The sequence below is a fragment of the Nocardioides furvisabuli genome, assembly GCF_021083185.1.
In the GTDB taxonomy this organism is placed as follows: Bacteria; Actinomycetota; Actinomycetes; order Propionibacteriales; family Nocardioidaceae; genus Nocardioides; species Nocardioides furvisabuli.
In genome coordinates, this window is the sequence record NZ_JAIGQB010000001.1 from 541,394 (window position 1) to 565,709 (window position 24,316).

The 24,316-nt window shown below is 70.8% G+C and carries 21 protein-coding genes; 17 read left to right on the forward strand and 4 right to left on the reverse strand.

Going from position 1 to position 24,316, the window contains the following annotated elements; all coding sequences use genetic code 11:
* Positions 1–13 precede the first annotated feature (13 nt).
* Both K4G59_RS02520 and K4G59_RS02525 read right to left on the reverse strand, forming a co-directional pair.
* Positions 14–1,411: an MFS transporter gene (locus K4G59_RS02520; RefSeq protein WP_231249134.1), complete on the reverse strand. Its 1,398-nt coding sequence runs from the start codon at positions 1,409–1,411 to the stop codon at positions 14–16.
* Positions 1,408–2,748, reverse strand: a complete 1,341-nt coding sequence (locus K4G59_RS02525; RefSeq protein WP_231249135.1) for an MFS transporter — start codon at positions 2,746–2,748, stop codon at positions 1,408–1,410. Before K4G59_RS02525 ends, K4G59_RS02520 begins: the two co-directional genes overlap by 4 nt.
* 224 nt (positions 2,749–2,972) lie before the next feature.
* Between K4G59_RS02525 and K4G59_RS02530 the strand changes: the two genes are divergently transcribed.
* The 11 genes from K4G59_RS02530 (at position 2,973) to K4G59_RS02580 (ending at position 15,313) form a co-directional block, all read left to right on the forward strand.
* Positions 2,973–6,674: a nitrate reductase subunit alpha gene (locus K4G59_RS02530; protein ID WP_231249136.1), complete on the forward strand. Its 3,702-nt coding sequence runs from the start codon at positions 2,973–2,975 to the stop codon at positions 6,672–6,674.
* A 1-nt stretch (position 6,675) separates the two neighbouring features.
* The gene (gene narH / locus K4G59_RS02535; protein ID WP_231249137.1) at positions 6,676–8,340 is read left to right on the forward strand and encodes a nitrate reductase subunit beta; all 1,665 of its coding nucleotides are present in this window, start codon (positions 6,676–6,678) and stop codon (positions 8,338–8,340) included.
* Positions 8,340–9,041: a nitrate reductase molybdenum cofactor assembly chaperone gene (gene narJ / locus K4G59_RS02540; protein ID WP_231249138.1), complete on the forward strand. Its 702-nt coding sequence runs from the start codon at positions 8,340–8,342 to the stop codon at positions 9,039–9,041. Before narH ends, narJ begins: the two co-directional genes overlap by 1 nt.
* Positions 9,038–9,766 carry a respiratory nitrate reductase subunit gamma gene (narI, locus tag K4G59_RS02545; RefSeq protein WP_231249139.1) on the forward strand — a complete coding sequence of 243 codons (729 nt, stop codon included), beginning with the start codon at positions 9,038–9,040 and terminating at the stop codon, positions 9,764–9,766. Before narJ ends, narI begins: the two co-directional genes overlap by 4 nt.
* Positions 9,767–9,814: 48 nt before the next feature.
* Positions 9,815–10,171 carry a cupin domain-containing protein gene (locus K4G59_RS02550; protein WP_231249140.1) on the forward strand — a complete coding sequence of 119 codons (357 nt, stop codon included), beginning with the start codon at positions 9,815–9,817 and terminating at the stop codon, positions 10,169–10,171.
* 4 nt (positions 10,172–10,175) lie between these two features.
* Positions 10,176–10,721, forward strand: coding sequence for a nucleotidyltransferase family protein (locus K4G59_RS02555; protein ID WP_231249141.1), 546 nt, complete (start codon positions 10,176–10,178; stop codon positions 10,719–10,721).
* A gap of 55 nt (positions 10,722–10,776) precedes the next feature.
* Positions 10,777–11,655 (forward strand): AAA family ATPase, encoded by an 879-nt coding sequence (locus K4G59_RS02560; protein ID WP_231249142.1) that lies wholly within the window; start codon positions 10,777–10,779, stop codon positions 11,653–11,655.
* Positions 11,652–12,791, forward strand: coding sequence for a vWA domain-containing protein (locus K4G59_RS02565; protein WP_231249143.1), 1,140 nt, complete (start codon positions 11,652–11,654; stop codon positions 12,789–12,791). Before K4G59_RS02560 ends, K4G59_RS02565 begins: the two co-directional genes overlap by 4 nt.
* Positions 12,784–13,917 carry an XdhC family protein gene (locus K4G59_RS02570; RefSeq protein WP_231249144.1) on the forward strand — a complete coding sequence of 378 codons (1,134 nt, stop codon included), beginning with the start codon at positions 12,784–12,786 and terminating at the stop codon, positions 13,915–13,917. Before K4G59_RS02565 ends, K4G59_RS02570 begins: the two co-directional genes overlap by 8 nt.
* 66 nt (positions 13,918–13,983) lie before the next feature.
* Positions 13,984–14,880, forward strand: a complete 897-nt coding sequence (locus K4G59_RS02575; protein ID WP_231249145.1) for an exonuclease/endonuclease/phosphatase family protein — start codon at positions 13,984–13,986, stop codon at positions 14,878–14,880.
* Positions 14,881–14,917: 37 nt separating this feature from the next.
* On the forward strand, positions 14,918–15,313 hold the full coding sequence (locus tag K4G59_RS02580) for a hypothetical protein (protein WP_231249146.1): 396 nt from the start codon (positions 14,918–14,920) through the stop codon (positions 15,311–15,313).
* A 139-nt stretch (positions 15,314–15,452) separates the two neighbouring features.
* Here the strand turns inward: K4G59_RS02580 and K4G59_RS02585 are convergent, their stop codons facing one another.
* The gene (locus tag K4G59_RS02585) at positions 15,453–16,871 is read right to left on the reverse strand and encodes an HNH endonuclease signature motif containing protein (RefSeq protein WP_231249147.1); all 1,419 of its coding nucleotides are present in this window, start codon (positions 16,869–16,871) and stop codon (positions 15,453–15,455) included.
* A gap of 170 nt (positions 16,872–17,041) precedes the next feature.
* Between K4G59_RS02585 and K4G59_RS02590 the strand changes: the two genes are divergently transcribed.
* From K4G59_RS02590 to K4G59_RS02610, 5 genes are all read left to right on the forward strand, one after another.
* Positions 17,042–18,268: a sigma-54-dependent transcriptional regulator family protein gene (locus tag K4G59_RS02590; protein WP_231249148.1), complete on the forward strand. Its 1,227-nt coding sequence runs from the start codon at positions 17,042–17,044 to the stop codon at positions 18,266–18,268.
* A gap of 100 nt (positions 18,269–18,368) precedes the next feature.
* A complete protein-coding gene (locus K4G59_RS02595) occupies positions 18,369–18,842 on the forward strand; it encodes a (2Fe-2S)-binding protein (protein WP_224273113.1) in 474 nt (157 codons plus the stop codon).
* Positions 18,839–21,301: a xanthine dehydrogenase family protein molybdopterin-binding subunit gene (locus K4G59_RS02600; protein ID WP_231249149.1), complete on the forward strand. Its 2,463-nt coding sequence runs from the start codon at positions 18,839–18,841 to the stop codon at positions 21,299–21,301. The genes K4G59_RS02595 and K4G59_RS02600 overlap by 4 nt, the downstream gene beginning before the upstream one ends.
* Positions 21,298–22,143: an FAD binding domain-containing protein gene (locus tag K4G59_RS02605; RefSeq protein ID WP_231249150.1), complete on the forward strand. Its 846-nt coding sequence runs from the start codon at positions 21,298–21,300 to the stop codon at positions 22,141–22,143. Before K4G59_RS02600 ends, K4G59_RS02605 begins: the two co-directional genes overlap by 4 nt.
* Positions 22,144–22,145: 2 nt before the next feature.
* Positions 22,146–22,844 carry an SRPBCC family protein gene (locus tag K4G59_RS02610; RefSeq protein WP_231249151.1) on the forward strand — a complete coding sequence of 233 codons (699 nt, stop codon included), beginning with the start codon at positions 22,146–22,148 and terminating at the stop codon, positions 22,842–22,844.
* 13 nt (positions 22,845–22,857) lie between these two features.
* On the opposite strand, the gene K4G59_RS02615 is transcribed toward K4G59_RS02610, so the two are convergent.
* Complete coding sequence (locus tag K4G59_RS02615; RefSeq protein ID WP_231249152.1) at positions 22,858–23,469, reverse strand: alpha-ketoglutarate-dependent dioxygenase AlkB; 612 nt, start codon at positions 23,467–23,469, stop codon at positions 22,858–22,860.
* 116 nt (positions 23,470–23,585) lie between these two features.
* On the opposite strand from K4G59_RS02615, the gene K4G59_RS02620 reads away from it, so the two are divergent.
* Positions 23,586–24,308: a GntR family transcriptional regulator gene (locus K4G59_RS02620; RefSeq protein ID WP_231249153.1), complete on the forward strand. Its 723-nt coding sequence runs from the start codon at positions 23,586–23,588 to the stop codon at positions 24,306–24,308.
* The last annotated feature ends 8 nt before the right edge of the window (positions 24,309–24,316 follow it).

Here is a 24,316-nt window from a genome sequence, read left to right on the forward strand (position 1 = left end):
ACCTCCCTCCGCGTCAGCTCGGCTTCGGAGCTCCCTTGCGGGCGTAGCGGCGCCAGGTGATGGCCACGCACATCACCGCCCACGCGACGCCGATGGCGTAGAACGTCGTCGGGCCGAGCGTGGTGACTCCGATCCCGAAGAAGAAGGGGCCGAAGGCCGCGATCGCCGCGGTCCACCCGATGACACCACCGGCCTGTCGCTTCTCGAAGATCATCGGCATCTGCTTGAAGGTCGAGGCGTTGCCGATGCCGGCGAACAGGAAGATGGCGAGCATCCCCCACAGGAACTGGTCGAAGCCGCGCTCGAGCGCAGCCGCTGAGCTGGTGTCCGGGGTCAGGGCGGGAAGGGTGAACGCGATCGAGACGATGAGTCCCACGCCCGAGACGAGCGTCCACACCGCGCCTCCCGTCCGGTCCGTCAACGGCGCGAAGAGAACCCGCGCGCCGGCTCCGACCAGCGGCCCGAGGAAGACGTACTTGACCACGTCGGGGACGGCGTAGCCGTCGATGAGCACCTGTGCCTCGGCGCCGGTGCCGGAGACGATGTCGGCGTTGCCGATGCCGTAGAGGTTCGCCATGAGGAGGCCGAACTGCGCGGCCAGGCCGGAGAACGTGCCGAACGTCATGATGTAGAGCAGCGTCATCAGCCACGTGTCCTTGTTGCCGAAGATGTCGAACTGCTGGCGCACGTTGGCCTTGATCGGAACCGACTTGAGCATCGTCCAGGCGAGCACCGATGAGAGGACCATCAAGGGGATCCAGATGAACGCGGCGTTCTGGTACCACACGTCCTGAGCCGCAGCGCCCGGCATCGAGATGGACTGGGTGGTGCCGAAGAAGGCGAGTGCGGAGAAGCCGATGAAGTACGGCGTGAGCAGCTGTACTGCCGAGACGCCGAAGTTGCCGAGCCCGGCTTGCAGGCCGAGGGCGGTGCCCTGCTTGGACTTCGGGAAGAAGTAGGAGGTGCTGGGCATGAACCCGGAGAACGCGCCACCCCCGATGCCGGCTAGGAAGGCCAGCACCATCAGCTCCCAGTAGGGCGCCGTCGGCTCCTGGACGCGCACCCCCCAGCCCAGCGTGGAGAAGATCAGCAGCAGCGAAGTGAGGGTCACCATCTTGCGCGTCCCCATCAGGGGAGGCAGGACCATCCAGACCAGGCGGAAGAGGCCGGCCGACAGCCCGGGCATCGCCGCCATCCAGTAGAGCTGGTTGGCGCTGAAGCTGTAGCCCAGCGGGTTGAGCTTGGGGATCAGGGCGCTCGGCAGGAACCAGGCGACGAACGCGAGGAACAGTGCGAAGGTGGTCACCCAGAGCGTCCGCCACGCGAGCGGCTTGTCCCAGGTCTCCTCGTTCTCGGGATCCCAGGACTCCAGCCACTCGCCACCGGACCGGGTCTCTCGGGTGGTGCTCACACCAGTGCCTCCTCGGGCGCTCGGACGACTGGGTTCTCCGAGTGCGGGCTCTCCAGGTGGCGGGCCAGCTCGGGGGACTCCTGGTGCAGCATGTGGACGACCGTCCAGTGCATCCACACGGCGCACACCGCCGTGAGCACGAACAGGACGAAGAAGGTGCTGGACGGGAAGCCGGACCAGGACTTGGTGTAGGCGAACAACGGCGGGAGAGCGAAGCCCCCCAGCCCGCCCAGCATCCCGACCAGCCCGCCGACGGCGCCGACATTGCGAGGGAAGTACTCCGGGATGTGCTTGAAGACGGCGGCCTTGCCGATTCCCATCGCGCAGCCCAGCAGGAAGACCAGCACGACGAAGGGCACCAGCCCCAAGGTGTACGCGAGGTGCTGGGTCTGTGAGCCGTCCGGGTGGCTGATGACGATGTGCCCGTTCGGCATCATCAGCAGCCCGGTCGTGACGAGCATGGCCGCGAAGGTCCAGTAGATGACCCGGCGAGCCCCGAACCGGTCGGAGAGCGTGCCGCCGAAGGGCCGTAGCAGCGAGGCCGGGAAGATGTAGGTCGCGGTGAGCAGCGCAGCGGTCTGCAGGCTCACGTCGAAGTTGTCCATGTAGTAGGTCGGCAGCCACGCGGCGAGAGCGACGTACGCGCCGAAGACGGCCACGTAGTAGAGGCTGAAGCGCCACACCCGCACCTGGCTCAGTGGACGCACCTGCTCGCGCAGCGGCTGGCCCGTGCCGGGGGCACGGTCCTCGCTCGGCGTGCCGAACCACACCAGCGCGGCCATCACGACCAGCAGGACGGCGTACACGACAGGCACGAGCCGCCACCCGCCGTCGACGAACCCGAAGTAGGTCGCCCCGGCGGTGCCGGCGATCAGCGGCGGTCCGATGAACTTGGTGACAGAAGCGCCGACGTTGCCTGCGCCGAAGAGGCCGAGGGCGAATCCCTGGTGCTCGCGCGGCTGCCACGCCGAGTTCCACGCGATGCCGGCGGAGAAGGCGTTGCCGGCGAAGCCGACGAGGAAGGCGAGCACGAGGAGCGTCGCGTAGGACTCGACGCGGGAGACCAGGAAGGCCGGCACGGCGGTCGCGAGCAGCAGGGCAGTCAGCACCTTGCGGCCGCCGATCCGGTCCGTGAGCATGCCTGTCGGCAGCCGCCACAGCGACCCGTTCAGCGCCGCCACCGCGACCACCCATGACAGCTGCACCTCGGTCAGCCCGAACTCCGTCTGGATCGGTTTGCCGAGGATGCCGAACATCAGCCACACGGCGAACATCAGGGTGAACGCCACCGTGGACAGCCACAGCACCCGGCTCCGACCAGTGGTCGTCTCGCTCATCTGGGTCCCTTCGGGTCGAGGCGGACGCTGTCCACCATGGCGGAATCTAGGGCGGTCCGGAACCGTCTCGGGAACTGTCGGGACCTAGGTCCCGGGACCGCAGGACCTAGTTCCCGACAAGGTCGACAGGGGTGGCTGGAGACCGCTCGCCACGCCTAGGGTCGAGTGGCGGGGGCTGTCCCGCCCTGCGTGCGGAGCAGACCATCGGACCGAAAGGCGTCCACGTGACCGACCTCGAGAATCAGCTGCAGAGGGCCCTGATCGGTGGGCGCCGATTCTTCACCAAGGCCGAGGTCAGCGACGACCAGCGCACCCTGCACAAGAGGGGCGGGCGCGAGGGTGATGTGTTCTACCGGGACCGGTGGAGCCACGACAAGGTGGTCCGCTCGACGCACGGGGTGAACTGCACCGGGTCCTGCTCGTGGAAGGTCTACGTCAAGGACGGCATCATCACGTGGGAGGCGCAGCAGACCGACTACCCGAGTGCAGGGGCCGACCGTCCTGAGTACGAGCCCCGCGGCTGCCCACGCGGCGCCGCGTTCAGCTGGTACACCTACAGCCCCACTCGCGTGCGCTACCCCTACGTCCGCGGCGTGCTGCTCGACATGTATCGCGCGGCCAGGCAGCAGCACGGCGACCCGGTCGTGGCGTGGGGCTCGATCGTGCAGGACGAGGAGAAGGCGCGGGCGTACAAGAAGGCCCGGGGCAAGGGCGGCCTGGTCCGCGCGTCGTGGGAGGAGGTCGCCGAGATCATCGCCGCAGCGCACGTCTACACGGTCAAGCGATGGGGGCCCGACCGGATCGCCGGGTTCTCGCCGATCCCCGCCATGTCACCGGTCTCCTACTCCTCGGGCTCGCGCTTCCTCGAGCTCATCGGCGCCCCGATGCTGTCGTTCTACGACTGGTACGCCGACCTGCCGAATGCCTCGCCCCAGATGTTCGGTGACCAGACCGACGTTCCGGAGTCGGGCGACTGGTGGGACGCGGGCTACCTGATGATGTGGGGCTCCAACGTCCCGACGACGCGGACGCCGGACGCACACTGGATGACCGAGGCGCGCTACCGCGGCCAGAAGGTCATCGCCGTCGCGCCCGACTACGCCGAGAGCGTGAAGTTCGCCGACGAGTGGGTCAGCCCGGCGCCGGGCACCGACGGGGCGCTCGCGATGGGGATGGGGCACGTCATCCTCAAGGAGTTCTTCGTCGACAGCACCACGCCCTTCTTCGCCGACTACACCAAGCAGTTCACCGACCTGCCGCACCTGGTGTGTCTCGAGCCCTCCCCGGACGGGTCGTACCGTCCCGGCAAGTTCCTCGTCGAGGGCGACCTGGGCGGGACGAGCGAGAACGCCATGTGGAAGCCCGCGCTCATCGACGCCGGCACCGGAGAGGTGCGGATCCCGCACGGCTCGATCGGGGACCGCTTCGGCGAGGAGGGCGTCGGGAAGTGGAACCTCGAGCTGGGCGACATCGACCCCGCGCTGACCATGTACCGCGACCACCAGGGCGGCACCCGAGAGGCCGTCGAGGTCGAGCTCCCGCGCTTCGACGCCGCCGACGGCAAGGTCGTCCACGAGCGCCGCGGGGTCCCGGTGGCCCGCGTGGGCGAACGCGTCGTCACCACCGTGCTCGACCTCCTGCTCGCGCAGTACGGCGTGGAACGCGAGGGTCTGCCGGGACAGTGGCCCCGCGCCGATGGCGACGACCCGCACGGCTACGACGACCCGGCCGTGCCGGCCACCCCCGCGTGGCAGGAGCAGCACACCGGGGTCCCCGCGAGCCAGGTCACGCGGCTCGCGCGGGAGTGGGCGCAGAACGCCATCGACAGCAAGGGGCGGGGGATGATCCTGCTGGGGGCGGGGGTCAACCACTGGTTCCACTCCGACCAGATCTACCGCGCGATCCTGCTGCTCACCACGATCACCGGCACCCAGGGCCGCAACGGCGGCGGCTGGGCGCACTACGTGGGGCAGGAGAAGATCCGCCCGATCATGGGCTTCCAGCACATGGCCTTCGCCCTGGACTGGCACCGACCGCCGCGCCACATGAACCAGACGGCTTACTGGTACGTGAACACCTCCCAGTACCGCTACGACACGTTCAGCGCCGACGACCTCGATGCCGCGACGGGGATCTTCGCGGGACGGTCGGTGATGGACCTGCTGGCCCAGTCGGTGCGACTGGGCTGGTCGCCGTCGTACCCGACGTTCGACCGGAGCAGCCTCCAGCTCGCCGACGACGCGGACGCCGCCGGGATGGACGCCCCGGCCTACGTCGCGCAACAGCTGAAGGCCGGCACCCTCCGCTTCGCGGTGGAGGACCCCGAGCACGAGGACAACCATCCGCGGATCCTGTCGCTGTGGCGCTCGAACCTGCTGGGGTCCTCGGCCAAGGGCAACGAGTACTTCCTGCGCCACCTGCTCGGCACCGATTCGGCGGCGACCGCCGTCGAGGCCCCGCCCGACCAGCGACCGCGTGACGTCGAGTGGCCCGAGAAGGCCGCTGAGGGCCGCCTCGACCTGCTGTTGACCATCGACTTCCGGATGACCTCCTCGACGATCTTCAGCGACGTCGTGCTGCCGGCGGCCACCTGGTACGAGAAGCACGACCTGTCGACCACCGACATGCACCCGTTCGTGCACTCGTTCAACCCCGCGATCGCGCCACCGTGGCAGACCAAGTCCGACTGGGACACCTGGAAGGTCATCGCCAAGAAGTTCTCCGAGCTCGCGGTGATCCACCTCGGGACGCGCAAGGACGTCGTCGCCAAGCCGCTGTGGCACGACACCCCTGAGGCGATGGCGAGCGAGCACGGGGTGGTGCAGGACTGGAAGACGGGCGAGGTCGACCCGGTCCCGGGCAAGACGATGCCGGTGATCGCGGTCGCCGAGCGCGACTACACCGCGATCTTCGACAAGATGACCTCGATCGGACCGCTCATGGAGAACGTCGGGATGCTCACCAAGGGCGTCGCCTACGACGTCAAGCGGGAGATCGACATCCTTCGCACGCGCAACGGCGTCGCTCGGGGTGGCGCCGGCGACGGGCAGCCCAAGGTCGAGACCGACATCCAGATGGCAGACGCGATCCTCCACCTCGCAGGGGTCTCCAACGGGCACCTGGCGACCCAGGGCTTCCGGTTCCTGGAGAAGCGGACCGGCACCGAGCTCGCCGACCTCGCTGCCGAGCACGAGGGCAAGCAGATCACCTTCGCCGACACCCAGGTCGCGCCGGTGCCGGTCATCACCTCGCCGGAGTGGTCCGGCTCGGAGTCGGGCGGGCGGCGCTACAGCCCCTTCACGATCAACATCGAGCGGAAGAAGCCCTTCCACACGCTGACCGGTCGTCAGCAGTTCTACGTCGACCACGACTGGTTCCTGGGGATGGGCGAGATGCTCCCGGTCTACCGGCCGCCGCTCAACATGACGGCGCTGTTCGGCGAGACCCCCATCGGCGAGCAGAATGAGCTGGGCGTCTCGGTGCGCTACCTGACCCCGCACAACAAGTGGTCCATACACTCCGAATATCAGGACAACCTGTTCATGCTCTCGCTCTCGCGTGGCGGGCAGTCGGTCTGGATGTCCGACCGGGACGCCGCCAAGGTCGGGATCAAGGACAACGACTGGATCGAGATGGTCAACCGTAACGGCGTCGTCGCGGCGCGCGCCATCGTGAGCCACCGGATGCCCGAGGGCACCGTCTACATGCATCACGCCCAGGACCGGCTCATCGACGTCCCCCTCACCGAGCGTGACGGCAAGCGGGGAGGCATCCACAACAGCCTGACGCGCATCCTGATGAAGCCCAACCACATCGTCGGCGGCTATGCCCAGCTGTCCTACTTCTTCAACTACATCGGCCCGATCGGCAACAACCGTGACGAGGTCACGATGATCCGCAAGCGGACCGCGAAGGTGGAGTACTGAGATGCGCGTGATGGCCCAGATGGCGATGGTGATGAACCTCGACAAGTGCATCGGGTGCCACACCTGCTCGGTGACCTGCAAGCAGGCCTGGACCAACCGGACCGGCATGGAGTACGTCTGGTTCAACAACGTCGAGACCCGGCCCGGACTGGGCTACCCCCGGACGTACGAGGACCAGGACGAGTGGCAGGGCGGGTGGGTCCGCAAGCTCAACGGCCGCCTCGACCTCCGCGCGGGTGGTCGGTGGAAGAAGCTGTTCACCATCTTCTCCAACCCCAAGCTGCCCTCGATCGAGGACTACTACGAGCCCTGGACCTATGACTACGAGACGCTCCTCAGCTCGCCGCAGACCGACACGTTCCCGGTGGCCCGGCCCAAGAGCCTGATCTCCGGCAAGAACATGTCCGTCGAGTGGTCGGCCAACTGGGACGACGACCTCGGCGGCTCGCAGGAGCACGCGGCACGCGACGTGATGCTCAAGGGCATCGAGGACAAGGTCAAGCTCGAGTTCGAGGAGACCTTCATGTTCTACCTGCCGCGCATCTGTGAGCACTGCCTGAATCCCTCCTGCGCCGCGTCGTGCCCCAGCGGCGCGATCTACAAGCGCGAGGAGGACGGCATCGTCCTGGTCGACCAGGACCGTTGCCGCGGCTGGCGGATGTGCGTCTCGGGCTGCCCGTACAAGAAGGTCTACTTCAACCACAAGACCGGCAAGGCCGAGAAGTGCACGTTCTGCTACCCGCGCATCGAGGTCGGGATCCCGACCGTGTGCTCGGAGACCTGTGTGGGTCGGCTGCGCTACATCGGGCTCATGCTCTACGACGCCGACGCAGTTCTCGAGGCTGCCGCGGTCGAGGACGAGCACGCCCTCTACGAGGCGCAGCGCGCGGTCTTCCTCGACCCCCGGGACCCCGAGGTCGAGCGATCGGCCCTCGCCGCGGGCATCGAGGCGGACTGGATCGAGGCGGCGAAGAAGTCGCCGGTGCTGCGTCTGATCACCGACTACAAGGTCGCCCTGCCCCTGCACCCGGAGTACCGCACGATGCCGATGGTCTGGTACATCCCGCCGTTGTCGCCCGTGGTGGACGTGGTCAGGGAGACCGGTGTGGACGCGGAGGACCGGAGCAACCTGTTCGCCGCGATCGACACCCTGCGGATCCCCGTCGAGTACCTCGCCAACCTCTTCACGGCGGGCGACGTCGAGCCCGTGACCGGGGTGCTCAAGAAGCTCGCTGCGATGCGGTCCTACATGCGCGACATCAACCTGGGGCGTGAGCCCGACGCGTCCATCCCCGCCGCCGTCGGCATGACCGAGGAGGAGATGTACGAGATGTTCCGCCTGCTGGCGATCGCCAAGTACGCCGACCGCTACGTCATCCCTCCGGCCCACGCGGAGCAGGCCCACGCGCTCGAGGAGCTGGCCACCGATTGCTCGGTCGACTTCGACGCTGCCGGCTCGTACTACGACCAGGCGCTGCTGGGCGAGGGTGCGGGCTACCCGACGCCGGTCGCGGTGGAGAACTTCCGGATGCTCCAGGACCGGCAGACTGCTGACACGGTCGCCTCGCCGGGCGACAAGTCGTCGCGGGTGAACCTCCTCAACTGGGACGGCAAGGGGACACCCGAGGGGTTGTTCCCCTCACGTGAGGACGGAGGCGATCGATGATGTTCCGGCGCAGGAGCACCCATGGTCGCCGCGAGGACGCGGCGAGGACCTGGGCCGTCTGCTCGGTCCTGCTCGACTACCCGACCGAGGAGCTGGTCTCCTCCCTCGACGAGCTCGAGGCACTGGTCGCCGACGACCCTCACCTCGTCCCGCTCATCGATCACGTGCGGGGGCGGACCCTCGCCGAGCTGCAGCAGGACTACGTCGCCACCTTCGACCACACCCGCAAGTGCGCGCTCTACCTCACCTACTTCGCCTACGGCGACACGCGCAGGCGGGGCGCGGCGCTCGTGGCCTTCAAGGAGGCCTACCGTCGCGGGGGCGTCGAGTGGTCCGAGGAGCATGGCGAGCTGCCCGACCACCTGTGCGCCGTGCTCCAGTTCGGCGCCACCGTCGACGTGGCAATCGCGCGCCAATTGCTGGAGGACCACCGGGCGGGGGTGGAGATGCTGCGCATCGCACTCGCCGGCTGGCGCAACGACGACGGCTCGGTGGGCTCGCCGTGGGCGGGTGCCCTGGCGGCCGTCTCGGGAACCCTGCGCGAGCTGGCCGGCGACGAGGCCGAGGCCGTGCGCCGTCTCGTCGAGCAGGGCCCCCCGGCCGAGGAGGTCGGACTGTCCGGCTACGGCGCGGACCCGGCCCTGTCCACCGGCCCGGCTCTGATCTCCACCGCGACGATCCCCGTAGGAGCCCCCCGATGACCGTGTTCCTGTGGGTGATCCTCCCCTACCTGTGCCTCGCGGTGTTCGCGGTCGGCCACGTCTGGCGCTACCGCTACGACAAGTTCGGCTGGACCACGCGGTCCTCCCAGCTCTACGAGGACCGGCTCCTGCGGTTGGGCTCGCCGCTGTTCCACTTCGGGATGCTCGGCGTGGTCGGTGGCCACGTCATCGGGCTGCTCATCCCCCGGTCGTGGACCGAGGCAGTAGGGATCGACGACCACCTCTACCACTACGCCGCCGTCGGCGGCGGGCTCGTCGCCGGCTTCATGGCGCTCGTGGGCATGGTGATCCTGATCTACCGCCGCCGCACCGTCGGGCCGGTGTTCTCCGCGACCACCGTGATGGACAAGGTGATGTACGCCTTTCTCGCCGCCGCCATCGTGCTGGGGATGTGGAACACGATCGCCGGGTCGATCTTCAGCCTCGGAGGGGAGTACAACTACCGCGAGGGCGTCTCGGTCTGGTACCGCTCCTTCCTTGCGTTCCAGCCGGACGCCGAGCTGATGGCGGCGGCCCCGATCGGGTTCCAGCTGCACGCCCTGGTGGCCTTCGGCCTGTTCGCGCTGTGGCCCTTCACCCGGCTCGTGCACGTGTTCAGCGCGCCGCTGGGCTACGTCACCAGGCCCTACATCGTCTATCGCTCCCGCGACGACCGGCCGCTGGGCAACGCCGCCACCCGCCGCGGCTGGGACCGGGTTGGCTGACGGACCGCACCACCCATGTCCACCTGCGCCACCCACGGAGGAGCGACCATGCAGAAGACGTCCCTGACCCACCTGGCCGACAACCAACTCGCCGAAGCCCGGGAGGCGAGCAGCGGCCGGTCCTCGGTCACCGTGTTCGGCGGGCGCGAGCACGACCTCCGTCAGACCCTGATCGCCCTCGCGGCCGGCCGGTCACTCGGCGAGCACGAGGCGCCGGGGGAGGCGACCCTGCAGGTCCTCATGGGCGCGGTGCGGCTCACCGCCGGTGAGGACGTCTGGGAGGGCAGCGCCGGTGACCACCTGGTGATCCCGCACCACCGCCACGACCTGCATGCCGACACCGACGCGGCGGTGCTCCTGACGGTCGCCACCCGCGCCTCAGCGGCCGGGCGCACCGTACGGTGACGCCATGACCGTCGGGCTCCTCCTCGCTGCCGGCGCAGGACGTCGCTTCGGTGGTCCGAAGGCGCTGGCCCGCGAGCCCGACGGCACGTCGTGGCTGCTCCGGTCGGTCCAGGCGCTGCGGCCCTGCGCCGAGGTCGTGGTCGTGCTCGGCGCCGAGGCGGAGCGGGCCGCCGCGCTGCTGCCGATGTCGGTCTCACGGATCCGTGCCGACGACTGGGCCGAGGGGATGGGCGCCTCGTTGCGCGCCGGTCTCCTCGCCCTCGACCCCACCGACCACGACGTCGCGCTCGTGTCGCTGGTCGACCTGACCGACGTCGACGCGGCCGTCGTGGCCCGCCTCGTCGCCGCGGCCGCCGGGCCCCACGTCCTCGCGCGGGCGGCGTACGACGGGGTGCCGGGGCACCCGGTGCTGATCGGTCGCGACCACTGGGCCGGCGTCGTCGCGACCGCGACCGGTGACCGTGGAGCGCGCGACTACCTCGCGTCCCACGAGGTCGCGCTGGTCGAGTGCGGCGACCTAGCCACCGGCGCCGACGTCGACACGCGCTGAGGCCCCGTCCGGCGGCCCAACGTCCGGCCAACGTGCCGGGTCGTAGCCTGACGCCATGGACCAAGGCATGGACTCCGCTGCAGACGTGGCCGCCCGGCTCGGCGCCACCGGGTACCTCGCCGACCAGGAGCTGGCCACGGTCGTCTTCCTGGCCTCGCGGATGCAGCGCCCGCTGCTGCTGGAGGGCGAGCCGGGCACCGGCAAGACCGCCCTCGCCGAGGCCCTGGCGCAGAGCCTCGACCTGCCCCTGGTCCGGCTGCAGTGCTACGAGGGGATCGACGCCAGCCAGGCGCTCTACGACTGGGACTTCCCGCGCCAGATCCTGCACCTGCGCGCACTGGAGGCCGCTGGCGACGTCGACTCCGACGAGGCCGAGAAGAGCCTGTACGACGAGCGCTTCCTGCTCGCACGACCGGTGCTCGCCGCCCTTCGCCAGGCGCCGGCGGTGCTGCTGGTCGACGAGGTCGACCGCGCCGACGACGAGTTCGAGGCCTTCCTGCTCGAGGTGCTCTCGACGTGGCAGGTCACCATCCCCGAGTTCGGCACCGTCACCGCCCCCGAGCCGCCGCTGGTGGTGCTCACCTCGAACCGCACCCGCGAGCTGCACGACGCGCTGAAGCGGCGCTGTCTCTACCACTGGATCGACCACCCGGGTCTGGACCGCGAGGTGCAGATCGTCCGGTCGCGCGCCCCCGAGGTCAGCGAGGCCCTCGCCCGCCAGGTCGTCGGACTGGTCCAGCAGCTGCGCGCCCGCGACGACCTGCTCAAGCCGCCCGGCGTCGCGGAGACCCTCGACTGGGCGCGGGCGCTGACCTATCTCGGGGCCGCCGAGCTCGACCTGGCCTCCGCCGCGGCGACCCTGGGCGCACTGCTGAAGTACCGCGAGGACGCCGACCGCGTGAAGGCCGCACTGGACCGGATGCTGGCGAGATGAGCCGCCCGTCGGCGACCGCCGAGCCGCATGCCGCGGACGAGGTGCTGCTGGGGTTCGCGCGCGCCCTGCGCGCCTCCGGCGTCGCGGTCACGCAGGACCGCGCGATGGGCTACCTCGCCGCCGTCGCCGAGGTGGGTGCCGACGACCGGCAGGCGACCTACTGGGCCGGGCGCGCGACCCTGTGCAGCTCGCCCGACGACCTCGCCCGCCACGACCAGGTCTTCGCCGCCTGGTTCGACACGCGCGACGGCCTGCCGACCCCCCGGCCGCGGGAGGCGTCGCAGCCGGCGACGGCCTACATGCTGCCCGACACCGAGACCGGTGCCGGTGGTGACGACGAGGACGCCGACGTGGTGCGAGCCGCGGCGTCCGCGGCGGAGGTGCTCCGCCACCGCGACGTGGCCTCGCTCGACGCTGCCGAGAAGCGGCGCCTGGCCGGTATGTTCGTCCGGCTCTCGCTGCGCCCGCCCAGTCGGCGTACGGCCCGGCACCGGAGGTGGCACCGCGGGCAGGTCGACGCCTCCCGCACCCTGCGGCACTCGCTGCGCCAGATGGGGGAGCCCGGCGAGATCGCGTGGCGCCGCCGCGGCACCCGGCCGCGCAGGGTGGTGCTGCTGCTCGACGTGAGCGGCTCGATGACGGCGTACGCCGACGCCCTGCTGCGCCTGTCCCACCGCCTGACCCAGTCGGCGCGAGCGGGGGGCGGCACGGTCGAGACCTTCACCGTCGGCACCCGGCTCACCCACGTCACCCGCGCCCTGCGCTCGCCCGACCCCGACCGCGCCCTCGCCGCCGCTGGAGAGGTGGTGCCGGACTGGTCGGGCGGCACGCGCCTGGGTGAGACGCTCCAGGTCTTCCTCGACCGCTGGGGTCAGCGCGGGATGGCCCGCGGAGCGGTCGTGGTCGTCTTCAGCGACGGGTGGGAGCGCGGCGACGCGGTCCTGCTGGGCGAGCAGATGGCCCGGCTGCAGCGCATCGCCCACCGCGTCGTGTGGGTCAACCCGCACCGCGGCAAGGCGGGCTACGAGCCGCTCCAGGGCGGCGTCGTGGCGGCGCTGCCGCACTGCGACGACTTCCTCGCCGGGCACTCCCTGGCGACCTTCGCCGACCTCACGGAGGTGATCGCACGTGCGTGACGTGCTGCCCGAGCTGATGCAGTGGTGGGAGGCCGGCGAGACGATCGGCGTCGGCACCGTGGTCGCGACCTTCCGGTCCGCGCCCCGCCCCGCCGGCGCCTCGATGCTGGTCGGACCCGACGAGTCGGCTGTCGGCTCGGTGTCCGGCGGCTGCGTCGAGGGCGCGGTCTACGAGCTCGCCCAGACCGTGGTCGCCTCGGGAGAGCCGGTGCTGGAGAGGTACGGCGTCTCCGACGACGACGCGTTCGCGGTCGGGCTGACCTGCGGCGGGATCCTCGACGTCTTCGTCGAGCAGGTCTCGCGCGAGACCTTCCCGCAGCTCGGCGACGTGGCCGCCGACATCGAGGCCGGGCGACCAGTGGCGCTCGCGACCGTCATCGAGCACCCCGACCGTGCGTGGGTCGGTCGGCGCATGGTCGTACGCCCCGACGTCCCCGCCGACGGCAGCCTCGGCTCGCCACGGGCCGACGCGGCCGTCCACGACGACGCCCTCGGACTGCTCGCCGCCGGCACCAACGCGACGCTCACCTACGGCCCCGACGGCGAGCGCCGCGGGGAGGGGATGCGGGTCTTCGTGTGGGGCTTCGCGCCCAAGCCGCGGATGCTGGTCTTCGGGGCCATCGACTTCGCCGCCGCCGTCGCCAAGGTGGGGTCGTTCCTCGGCTACCACGTCACGGTCTGCGACGCGCGTCCCGTGTTCGCGACCAGCTCGCGCTTCCCGGGAGCCGACGAGGTGGTCGTCGACTGGCCACACCGCTACCTCCGCGCCGAGCTCGACGCCGGGCGCATCGACCGGCGCACCGTCCTGGCGGTCCTCACCCACGACCCCAAGTTCGACGTGCCGCTGCTCGAGGTCGCGCTGCGCCTCGACGACGACGTCCGCCCTGGCTACATCGGGGCCATGGGCTCACGCCGTACGCACGAGGAACGGATGGCGCGGCTGGTGGAAGCAGGTCTCGGCGACGCCGAGCTCGCGCTGCTCTCCTCGCCGATCGGCCTGGACCTCGGCGCGCGTACGCCCGAGGAGACCGCCGTGTCGATCGCGGCGGAGATCGTGGCCCGCCAGTGGGGTGGGTCGGGGGAGCGGCTCGCCGCGACCGAGGGCCGCATCCACCACGACGACTGACGGGCGCCCGGCTCCGTCCGGGCGGCGAATTGGTCGCTGCAGGTGTCCCCACCTATGGTCCTCGGGATGTTTTTTCCCGCCGCACTGCCCCGTGTCCTCGTCCGATCCACCGCACTCGTCCTCGCCGCACTGCTGCTCGTCACCGGTGTCACGCCGGGCGCCTCGGCGGCGCAGGCCCGTGAGCAGGAGCGGTCGCAGGCGGCCGCAGGACCCTCGGGCCGCTTCACCGTGGCCACGCTGAACCTCCGCAAGGGGATGAGGGTGCCCGGGATGCGGCACGACATCGGCCGGGTCCTCAGCGGTGGCGCCTCGGTCATCGGGTTCCAGGAGCGTCTCTTCAGCCGGCCGGCGCTGCGTGCGTCGCTGCCGAAGTCGTGGACGCTGCTGATGCCGGACGGCCCGACGGGCACGGACGACAACCCGATCGCGTTCGACAAGGACGTCTGGAAGCTCGAGAAGACCTGGTCGGCCCTGCTCACCGGCAAGACGTGGCGACGCCAGACGGGTCGGATCGCCCACGACCAGTACGGCGTGGTGGCGGTGCTCCGGCACCGCGCGAGCGGCCACGTCATCCGGGCGATGAGCTTCCACCTGCCCAACCACCTGCACAACCGCCGCACGGGCGGGCCCAACTACCGCAACCGCGGTGGGGTCCAGGCCATGTGGCGGATGTCGGCGCGGGTCCGCCACATCGCCCAGGACGCACCCAGGCCTCACCAGTTCGTCGGGCTCTGCGACTGCAACGTCACCGAGAACCGCGACACCACCGACCACCTCGTGAAGGGCCGGATCACCCGGCCGCTGCGCCTGGAGACCAACTACAGCGGTCGCAAGGGCGGGTCGGGCATCGACTACGTGATGGGCGAGCGTGACTCCGCCTTCCGCATCCGCTCCTACCGCTCCTACCGCCACCTGGTCACCGACCACCCCGGCATCGTGGCCACCTTCAAGCGCAAGCGCTGAGCGGGGCCGAGGCCGCCAGGCGTGGAACGCTCCCGCGATGAAGGTCTACGTAGCCGGTCCGCTTGCCGACGCCGCCGCGGTCCGGGCGGTGCAGGACGCGGTCGTCGCCGCTGGGCATCAGCTCAGCCTGGACTGGACCCGCGGTCCCGACGTCGCTTTCGCAGACGGCTATGGGTCAGACCTCGCGATGTCCGCCGATATCGCTACGACTGACCTCGACGGAGTGATGGACGCAGACGCAGTCCTGGTGGTCGCGTCGGATCACGAGGGCCGAGGGATGTTCGTCGAGCTCGGTGCTGCTCTCGCTCGCGCGCGTGAAGGCGATCTGGCGCACGTCGTGGTCGTCGGCCACGTTCGTCACGACAGCGTCTTCTACTATCACCCGGCGGTGCAGCGCGCGTCCACGGTCGAGGAGTGGTTGGCCTCTCTTTGACGTGCGGGATCTCGGCATGGCGGACGCGCGGGGTCGAGGGATCTCGCGGCTTGTCGCATCGAGCCCGAGGCCTGTCGCATCGAGCCCCGAGCACGCCTGCGGCCCCGCAACCTGGCAGGTGGCGGGGTGTGGGGCGGGGTCATCTTCGCGGCGACGGGATCCGGGGCGGTCCCTGGCCTGGTCCGGGTGGGTCGAGTGCGGTGGTGCCGTCGCGGTCGCGGCGGTAACGGTGGCCGTGCGGGCTGGTCCACTCGAAGATCCCGGGCTCGATTATGGCGTAGCGCCAAGCGGTGTGGGTCTTGAGGCGGTGGTGGAACCGGCACAACGCAGCAAGATTGTCGGTGTGCGTCGGCCCGGGCTGGGGCCGACCTTCCGCGTCGGCGTCGTGGTCGTACTCGGTGACGTGGTCGACGTCGCAACCCCGCGCCGGGCGACCGCACCACGGGAACACGCACACGCGATCGCGGAGAACCACGAGCTCACGGATCCGGTCCGGGATCGCGTAGCCCGGCGCGGCCTTCGGCTGGTTGAGGTCGACGACCGGCTTGACGGTGACCTTCGTGCGGGAGTCGCCGCACCAGGACTTCAGCTGGTCGAGCAGGAGGAGGCGTTGGCCCTCCTCGAGGCGCCCGGTCGACCCGAACACCGTGGTGTCGCCGGACAGGGTGGCGTCGACGTGGGCGTGGAGCACGACTTCCCGCGCGACCGGCAGAGCCTGCCCGTCCGGCCCGCTGGTGTGTCCGTGCTGGAAGAGGTCGAGCGCGGTCTGCGTACGAGCCAGGTCACCGAGCGCCTTGGCCCGCCGCGCATCCAGGGACTCCTGCGACCCGAGGGCCTTGAGGGTGGCGGCTCGGTGGGCGAGGGCCTGGTGCAGGTCGAGGCCGTCGGCGAGGTCGACCTCGGCCTCGAGCCGGACGGTCCCGGCGAAGTGCACGTCCTCGTCGTGGATCGTGACGTGGCGTGGGTCGACATGGAGGTACCCGTCCTCGGGGTCCGCGGCCGGATCCTGACCGGCGAGGCCGTGGCGCTTGATCGTCTCGGCGACCAGCCGGTCGAGCTGAGCGGGCCCGATCTTCCCTGCGACGGCGGCGACCTGGGCGTCGACGAACGCGGCTGCCTCACGGGTGAGGGCCGGGGTGGAGTGGATCGTGACCTCCGCAACCGCGCGGGCGCGCCAGGCGGGCACGCGTCCGGCGTGGACCTGCGCCCACAACCTCGGAAGGCGGTGGCGCAGCTCGAGCGCGTGCCCGATCAACTTCTTCGCCGACCCCGAGGTGATGCCCAGGACGGTGCCGAGCTCGGCGACGCAGAACTCCGCCACTAGCGGAGTGCCGGGGCCGGCGATGGGCTCCTCGTGCTCACACCCCGCGACCGTGAACGACGCGGCTGTGTGGATGGACTCGGGCGGATGGAGGTCGGCCCACCGGGCAGCAACCTGAAGGAGCTCCGCGGCCGCGCGGTCCTCGGCAGTCTTCGAGCCACGGGCGAGCGCGAGCAGGTCCGAGGCGGTGAGGTCCTCGACCTCACCTGCTCCGGGCCCCGCCAGCGTCTCGATCATGCGTTCGATGATAGGGAAGGCCACCGACAGTGGGTCTCGGTACGCCTGCTCGTTCCTCGCGGGCTGTTCGACCGGCGAGAGTGAGCCGAGTCCGAGGGAACGGACGGCCCGGCCCCTGTTGCGCTCATCACACCCGGGGCTATGTTGGCGGCGACTCATCAGGAGTGGCCATGACCAGCGATGACCTGCACGCCCGCCGCGTGAGGGCGGTGCGCGCCTGGACGCAGTTCGTGTCAGCCGGCGAGGAGCAGGCCGAGGCCGCCGTCCGGCCCGAGATCCTGCGGAGCTGGCAGCTCTCCGGAGTCGTGTCGCCGACCGTGACCGAGGCGCCGCTCGCCGACGAGGGCGACACGGCGGAGTTCTGGAGCACCTCGCCGCTGCAGACCGCGGTCCAGCGGGTCCAGGACGAGCTGCGGCGCACCGCCGAGGACGGTGACCTGGTCATCGCGGTCACCGACGAGCAGACCCGCATCCTGTGGACGTACGGCGGTCGCGTGATGCGCCGCAAGGCCGAGACGGTCAACTTCGTGCCGGGCGGTCGCTGGGACGAGGCCAGCGTCGGCACCAACGCGCTGGCCATCGCGGGCCGCACCGCCGCGCCCGCCATGGTGTTCAGCGCCGAGCACTACGCCGAGGTCGTGCACAACTGGGTGTGCTGGGCCGCACCCGTCTTCGACCCCGCGACGGGTCGCTCGCTCGGGGTGATCGACCTGTCGACCACCTGGGACCGCACCCACCCGATCGGCCTCGCGACGGCGCGGGTGATGGCCCGGTTGATCGAGGGTGCGCTGCCGGCCGACCGGCGTACGACCCACGTGGGGGCTGCCGGCCCCAGTGAGCCGGGCCTCACGCTGACGCTCCTCGGCACCGCGGAGGTGTGGCTCGACGGCCAGCGGCTGCTGCTGAACCGGCGCCAGACCGAGATCCTCGCGCTGCTCGCCCTGCACCCCGAGGGGCTCTCGGTGGAGCACCTCCACGCGCTGCTCTACGGCGACTCCGCGGTGACCACCTCGACCCTCAAGGCCGAGGTCTCCCACCTGCGCGCCGCTCTGTCGGGCCAGCTGTCCTCGCGCCCCTACCGGCTCACGATGCCGGTGGCCACGGACATCGAGGAGGTGCAGCGGTTGCTGCGCCGCGGCGACGTACGCGCTGCCGTGCGGGCCTACGGTGGCGACCTGCTGCCCGGCACCGACTCGCCCGCACTGGTGCAGATGGGCGACTACCTCGCGGTGAGCGTCCGCGAGGCTCTGCTGGCGCACCCGGACCCCGACGCCGTGCTGCGCTACAGCGAGCTCGCGCCCTACGACACGGCTGTCGTCGAGGCCTGCCTGGCGGCGCTGCCGGTGCACCACCCCATTGCCCCGTTGCTGAAGGGCAAGCTCGCGTCGGCACGCTGAAGCGGCTGACCAGACCGACCTACCTTCCACCAACCACGGCGACCTAGGTTCGGCCCCGACGTGACCTGCCTCACACTGGACCTCAATTGGGAGTGGCCTGATGACGAAGATCGAACTCACCGTCGACGGGGCTGCGGTCTCCGACGACGTCGAGCCGCGCATGCTGCTGGTGCAGTACCTCCGCGAGAAGCTCGGCAAGACCGGCACCGTGATCGGCTGCGACACCTCCAACTGCGGGGCGTGCACCGTGCACCTCGACGGCACGAGCGTGAAGTCGTGCAACGTGCTGGCAGTGCAGGCCAACGGCCGCACCGTCACCACGATCGAGGGCCTCGCCGACACTGCCGAGGGTGAGCTCCACCCCGTCCAGGAGTCGTTCCGTGAGTGCCACGGCCTCCAGTGCGGCTTCTGCACCCCCGGCATGATCATGCAGGCCGTCGACCTGCTGGGGGAGAACCCGAACCCGACCGAGGAGGAGGTGCGGCTCGGCATGGAGGGCAACCTCTGCCGCTGCACCGGCTACCACAACATCGTCAAGAGCGTGCTCCACGCAGCCGAAGGAGCCAAGGCATGACCGCCACCCAGGACCGTCCCGCCGCCGAGATCGGCAAGGACCGCCGCCGCAAGGAGGACCAGCGCCTCATCACCGGGCGTACGCGCTGGACCGACAACATCACGCTGCCGGGGATGCTGCACCTCGCGATGGTGCGCAGTCCCTTCGCCCACGCCACGATCACCTCGGTCGACGTCGAGGCAGCGAAGGCCTCGCCCAACGTCGTCGCGGTGCTCTCGGGCAAGGACTTCGGCGACGAGCTCGGCGTGTGCATCAACGCCTGGCCCATCACGCCCGACCAGAAGACCCCGGGCCACTCGCCGATGCCCGCCGACCGTGCGGCCTTCGCGGGCGAGATCGTCGCCGTCGTGGTCGCCCGCAGCGCTGCCGAGGCACGCGACGCCGCGGAGCTCGTCGACGTCGAGTACGACGAGCAGCCGGCGGTGATCGGCATCAAGAACGCGTTGCGGGACGAGGTGCTCGCCCACCCCGACCTCGGCACCAACAAGTCGGCGCTGTGGGTCTTCGACTCCGCCGAGGCCGGCACCGGCTCGGACGTCGAGGCCGCCATCGAGACCGCGCGCACCGACGGCATCCTCATCGAGCGGGAGTACCGCCAGCAGCGGCTCATCCCCGCCTTCATGGAGCCGCGCAGCGTCGTCGTCGACCCGACGGGCGAGCAGATCACCATGTGGTCGGCCACCCAGATCCCGCACATCCTGCGTTTCGCGCTCGCGGCCACCACCGGTGTGCCGGAGTCGAAGATCCGCGTCATCGCCCCCGACGTCGGCGGCGGCTTCGGCGGCAAGCTCCAGACCACGCCGGAGGAGTGGATCGCCTGGGCCGTGGCCCGCCGGCTGTCCAAGCCGGTGAAGTACACCGAGACCCGCAGCGAGAGCCTGATGGCTGCCCACCACGGTCGCGACCAGGTCCAGACGCTGACCCTCGCAGCCGACAAGGAGGGCAACGTCACCGGCTTCAAGGTGCACCTCGACGCCGACCTCGGGGCCTACATCGCCGTGGTCGGCGGCGGCGTGCCGGTGCTCGGCGCCTTCATGTTCAACGCGATCTACAAGTTCCCGTCCTACCGCTTCGAGTGCCAGACGGTGCTGACCAACACCACCTTCACCGACGCCTACCGCGGCGCCGGTCGCCCCGAGGCGACGTACGCCATCGAGCGGATCATGGACGAGCTGGCCGCGGAGGTCGGGGTCGACCCGCTGGAGATCCGCGAGCGCAACTGGATCAAGCACGAGGAGTTCCCCTTCACGACCGTCGCCGGGCTGGAGTACGACACCGGCAACTACGAGGCCGCCACCGCCAAGGCCAAGGAGTCGTTCGGCTACGACGCGCTGCGTGCGGAGCAGAAGGAGCGTCGCGAGCGCGGTGACCGGGTGCAGCTCGGCATCGGCGTCTCCACCTTCACCGAGATGTGCGGCCTGGCCCCGAGCCGGGTGCTCGGCAGCCTCGACTACGGCGCCGGCGGCTGGGAGCACGCGAGCGTGCGGATGCTGGCCACCGGCAAGGTCGAGATCGTCACCGGTGCCAGTGCTCACGGCCAGGGCCACGAGACGGCGTTCAGCCAGATCGTCGCCGACCGGCTCGGTGTGCCCTTCGAGGACGTCGAGGTGCTGCACGGCGACACCCAGATCGCGCACAAGGGCCTCGACACCTACGGCTCGCGCTCGCTGGTCGTCGGCGGCGAGGCGCTGGTCAAGGCCGTCGACAAGGTCATCGACAAGGCCAAGCACCTCGCGGCGCACCTGCTCGAGGCCAGCGAGGACGACCTCGAGTACAAGGGCGGGCGCTTCACCGTCGCCGGCACCGACCAGGGGGTGGCTATCCAGGAGCTCGCCACGGCGGCCTTCGCGGCGCACAACTACCCCGAGGACATGGAGCCGAGCATCGACGCCGAGGCGACCTACGACCCGGTGAACTTCAACTACCCCCACGGCACGCACCTGTGCGCGATGGAGGTCGACACCGAGACCGGCGCGGTCAAGATGCGCAAGTACACCTGCTGCGACGACATCGGGACGATCATCAACCCGCTCATCGTCGCCGGGCAGGTCCACGGCGGCCTGGTGCAGGGCATCGCGCAGGCGTTGTGGGAGGAGGCGGTGCACGACGAGGCCGGCACTCTCGTGAGCGGGTCCTTCGTCGACTACCTGCTGCCGACGTCGGCCGACACGATCTCCTTCGACGTCGTCCACACCGACGACCCGAGCATCTGCACCACCAACACGCTCGGCACCAAGGGCGTCGGCGAGGCCGGCACCATCGCCTCGACCCCGGCCGTGGTCAACGCGGTCGTCGACGCCGTACGCCACCTCGGCGTCAGCGACATCCAGATGCCGTGCACCCCGGAGCGGGTGTGGCGCGCGATCCACGCAGGCGACAGCGACGCACCGACACCGGAGACGGCGATGCCCCACTTCAGCGAAGGTGCGCTCAACCAGGACGAAGGAGCAGGCCAGTGATCCCGGTGCAGTTCGACTACCTCGCACCCGCGTCGGTCGAGGAGGCGCTCTCGGCGCTCGGCCAGCACGGCGACGACGCGAAGATCCTGGCCGGCGGGCAGAGCCTGCTCCCGGTGCTGAGGATGCGGCTCAACGCCCCCGAGGTCGTCATCGACCTCGGCGGCATCGCCTCCCTCCGCGGGATCCGCGACGACGGGGACGCCATCGTGATCGGTGCGATGACGACCCACCACGACGTACGCGACCACGCACTGGTCAAGGAGCACGCGCTGCTGCTCTCGAAGGCCGCCGCGGAGGTCGCCGACTCGCAGATCCGGCACCGCGGCACGTTCGGCGGCGCCCTGGCGCACGCCGACCCGGCGGGCGACCTCGGAGCCCCGGCGCTCGCGCTCGGCGCGCAGTTCGTGATCGCCGGCGCCGGTGGGACCCGGACAGTCGAGGCCTCGGACTTCTTCGTCGACCTCTTCGAGACCGCCATCGGCGAGGACGAGATCCTCACCGAGGTGCGCATCCCGAAGCACACCGGGTGGGGCGCGCACTACGAGAAGTTCGTGCGGGTCGCGCACCAGTGGCCCATCGTCGCGATCGCCGCGACCGTGAAGGGTTCCATCGACGAGGCACGCGTGGGCCTGACCAACATGGGCTCCACGCCGCTGCGGGCCACCGCCACCGAGCAGGCGCTCACCGGCGCCACGGCCACCGAGGACGGCGTACGCGCTGCCGCCGAGCTGGCGGCGGAGGGCACCAACCCGCCGTCGGACCTCAACGGCGCCGCCGACTACCGCCAGCACCTGGCGCGCGTGCTCACCGGTCGGGCCGTCCTCAAGGCCGCGGGGGTCTGAGGGTGGAGCTGAACCACCGCTTCACCGTCCCCATCGGCGTCGAGGAGACCTGGGCGCACTTCAACGACATCGCCTCGGTGGCCGAGTGCTTCCCGGGCGCGCAGGTCACCGAGGCCGACGAGAGCTCGTTCGCCGGCTCGGTGAAGGTCAAGCTCGGGCCGATCGCCCTGCAGTACAACGGCTCGGGCACCTTCGTGGAGAAGGACGAGGCGGCGCACCGCTTCGTCGTCGACGCCAAGGGCAAGGACAAGCGCGGCAACGGCACCGCCGGCGCGAAGGTCACCGTCACGATGACCGAGGCGACCGGCGGCGCCACCGACGTGTCGGTGGAGACCGACCTCGCGATCACCGGCAAGCCCGCGCAGTTCGGACGCGGTGTGATGCAGGACGTCTCCGACAAGCTCCTCGGCCAGTTCGTCGCCTGCCTCGAGCAGCGACTGGCGGCCCCGGAGCCTGAGCCCGCGGCACCCGAGCCGGCACCGGTCGCGGTGCCGCCCGCACCCGCCCAGCCGGGTGCCCACGCAGCCGCACCACCCCCGCCGCCGACGCCGCTCAGGTCCCCGCCGCCTCCGCCGCCCGCGCCCACCGAGGCGCTCGACCTCGGGAGCGCGGTGCTGCCGATCCTGGCCAGGACCTACTGGAAGCCGGCGCTCGCTGCGGTGGTGGGCCTCCTGCTCCTGCGGCGGTTGCTCCGGGGCTGAGGTGCCGCACGGCTCAGAAGACGCCGAGCGGGCGGAACTGCACGGAGATGCGCGGCCCGGAGCGAGCCACCTTGGGCACCGAGTGCTGCCAGGTGCGCTGGCACGAGCCGCCCATCACCACGAGGTCCCCGTGCCCCATGGTCAGCGCGACCGACTCCCCGCCGCCGCGCGGACGCAGCAGCAGGCGGCGGGGGTCGCCGGCGCTGACGATGGCGACCATCGTGTCGGCGCTGCTGCCACGCCCGATCGTGTCGCCGTGCCAGGCCACGGAGTCGCGGCCGTCGCGGTAGTAGCAGCACCCGGCGCTGACGAACGGCTCGCCCAGCTCGGGGAGGTAGTGCGCGCTCAGGTCCTCGCGCGCACGCTCGAGCGCAGCGTGGGGGAGGCGCTCGCCGGGCAGGTAGGTGTGCACCAGGCGGGGCACGTCGACGACGGCGTCGTACATCTCGCGGCGCTCGGAGCGCCACGGGACTCGTGCGACGAGCGCGGCGAAGACGTCGTCGGGGTCGTCGAGCCAGTCGCGCTGCACATCGACCCACGCGCCGTGCGAGAGCGCGAGGCGCTCGGGCGCGAGCCCGGTGGCGGCGGGGGCATGGTCGGCGAAGAGGGACGTCTGGAAGTCCACGGCGGCAGCCTAGCGCATCGGTCGAACAGGTGTTCGATCCACAGGTTGTCCAAGTCTTTACCACAGACTGCGTCAAAGGGCAGACACCGGTCCAGCCCAGTCCTATCTTGGCAGGCATGGATCCGGTCGACGTCGTCGTCCCGCGACAGCGGGCGTTGAAGCACGTCCAGGTCCGCGAGCACGTCCGCAGCCTGATCGAGGAGCAGCCCCCGGGGTCGGCGGCCCCCTCCGAGCGCGAGCTGGTGGCACGCTTCGGTGTGGCCAGGATGACGGTGCGGCAGGCGCTCGATGCGCTCGTCGCCGAGGGTCTGCTCGAGCGCATCCCCGGCCGCGGCACCTTCGTCGCGCAGCCGCCGAAGACCGCCGGGCGCCTGACGTCCTTCACCGAGGAGATCCGCCGCCGCGGCATGCTCCCGGAGTCGCAGACCCTGCTCGCCCGCGTCGAGCAGGCCGGCCCCGGTGTGGCGCGCGCGCTCGACATCTCGCCCGGCGACCCCGTGCTGCACTGGCGCCGCCTGCGCCGCGCCGACGGGGCCATCGTGTGCGTCGAGGACGCCTACCTCAACGAGGTGCTGCTGCCCGGCTTCCTCCAGCACGGCACGCCCACCAGCCTCTACGAGGCGCTCGGCGCCCGCGGGCTGCGCCCGACCGAGGTCGAGGACTCCATCAGCGCCGACCGCGCCAGCGCCGACGAGGCCGCGGTGCTCGAGATCGCCGAGGGTGACCCGGTCCTGCGCCACGCCCGCCGTGCCGTGTCCGAGGGCCGCATCGTGGAGGTCTCGCGCACCTGCTACCGCCACGACCGCTTCACCGTCTACCTCCAGCTCGCCGACCACTGAGGCGGCGT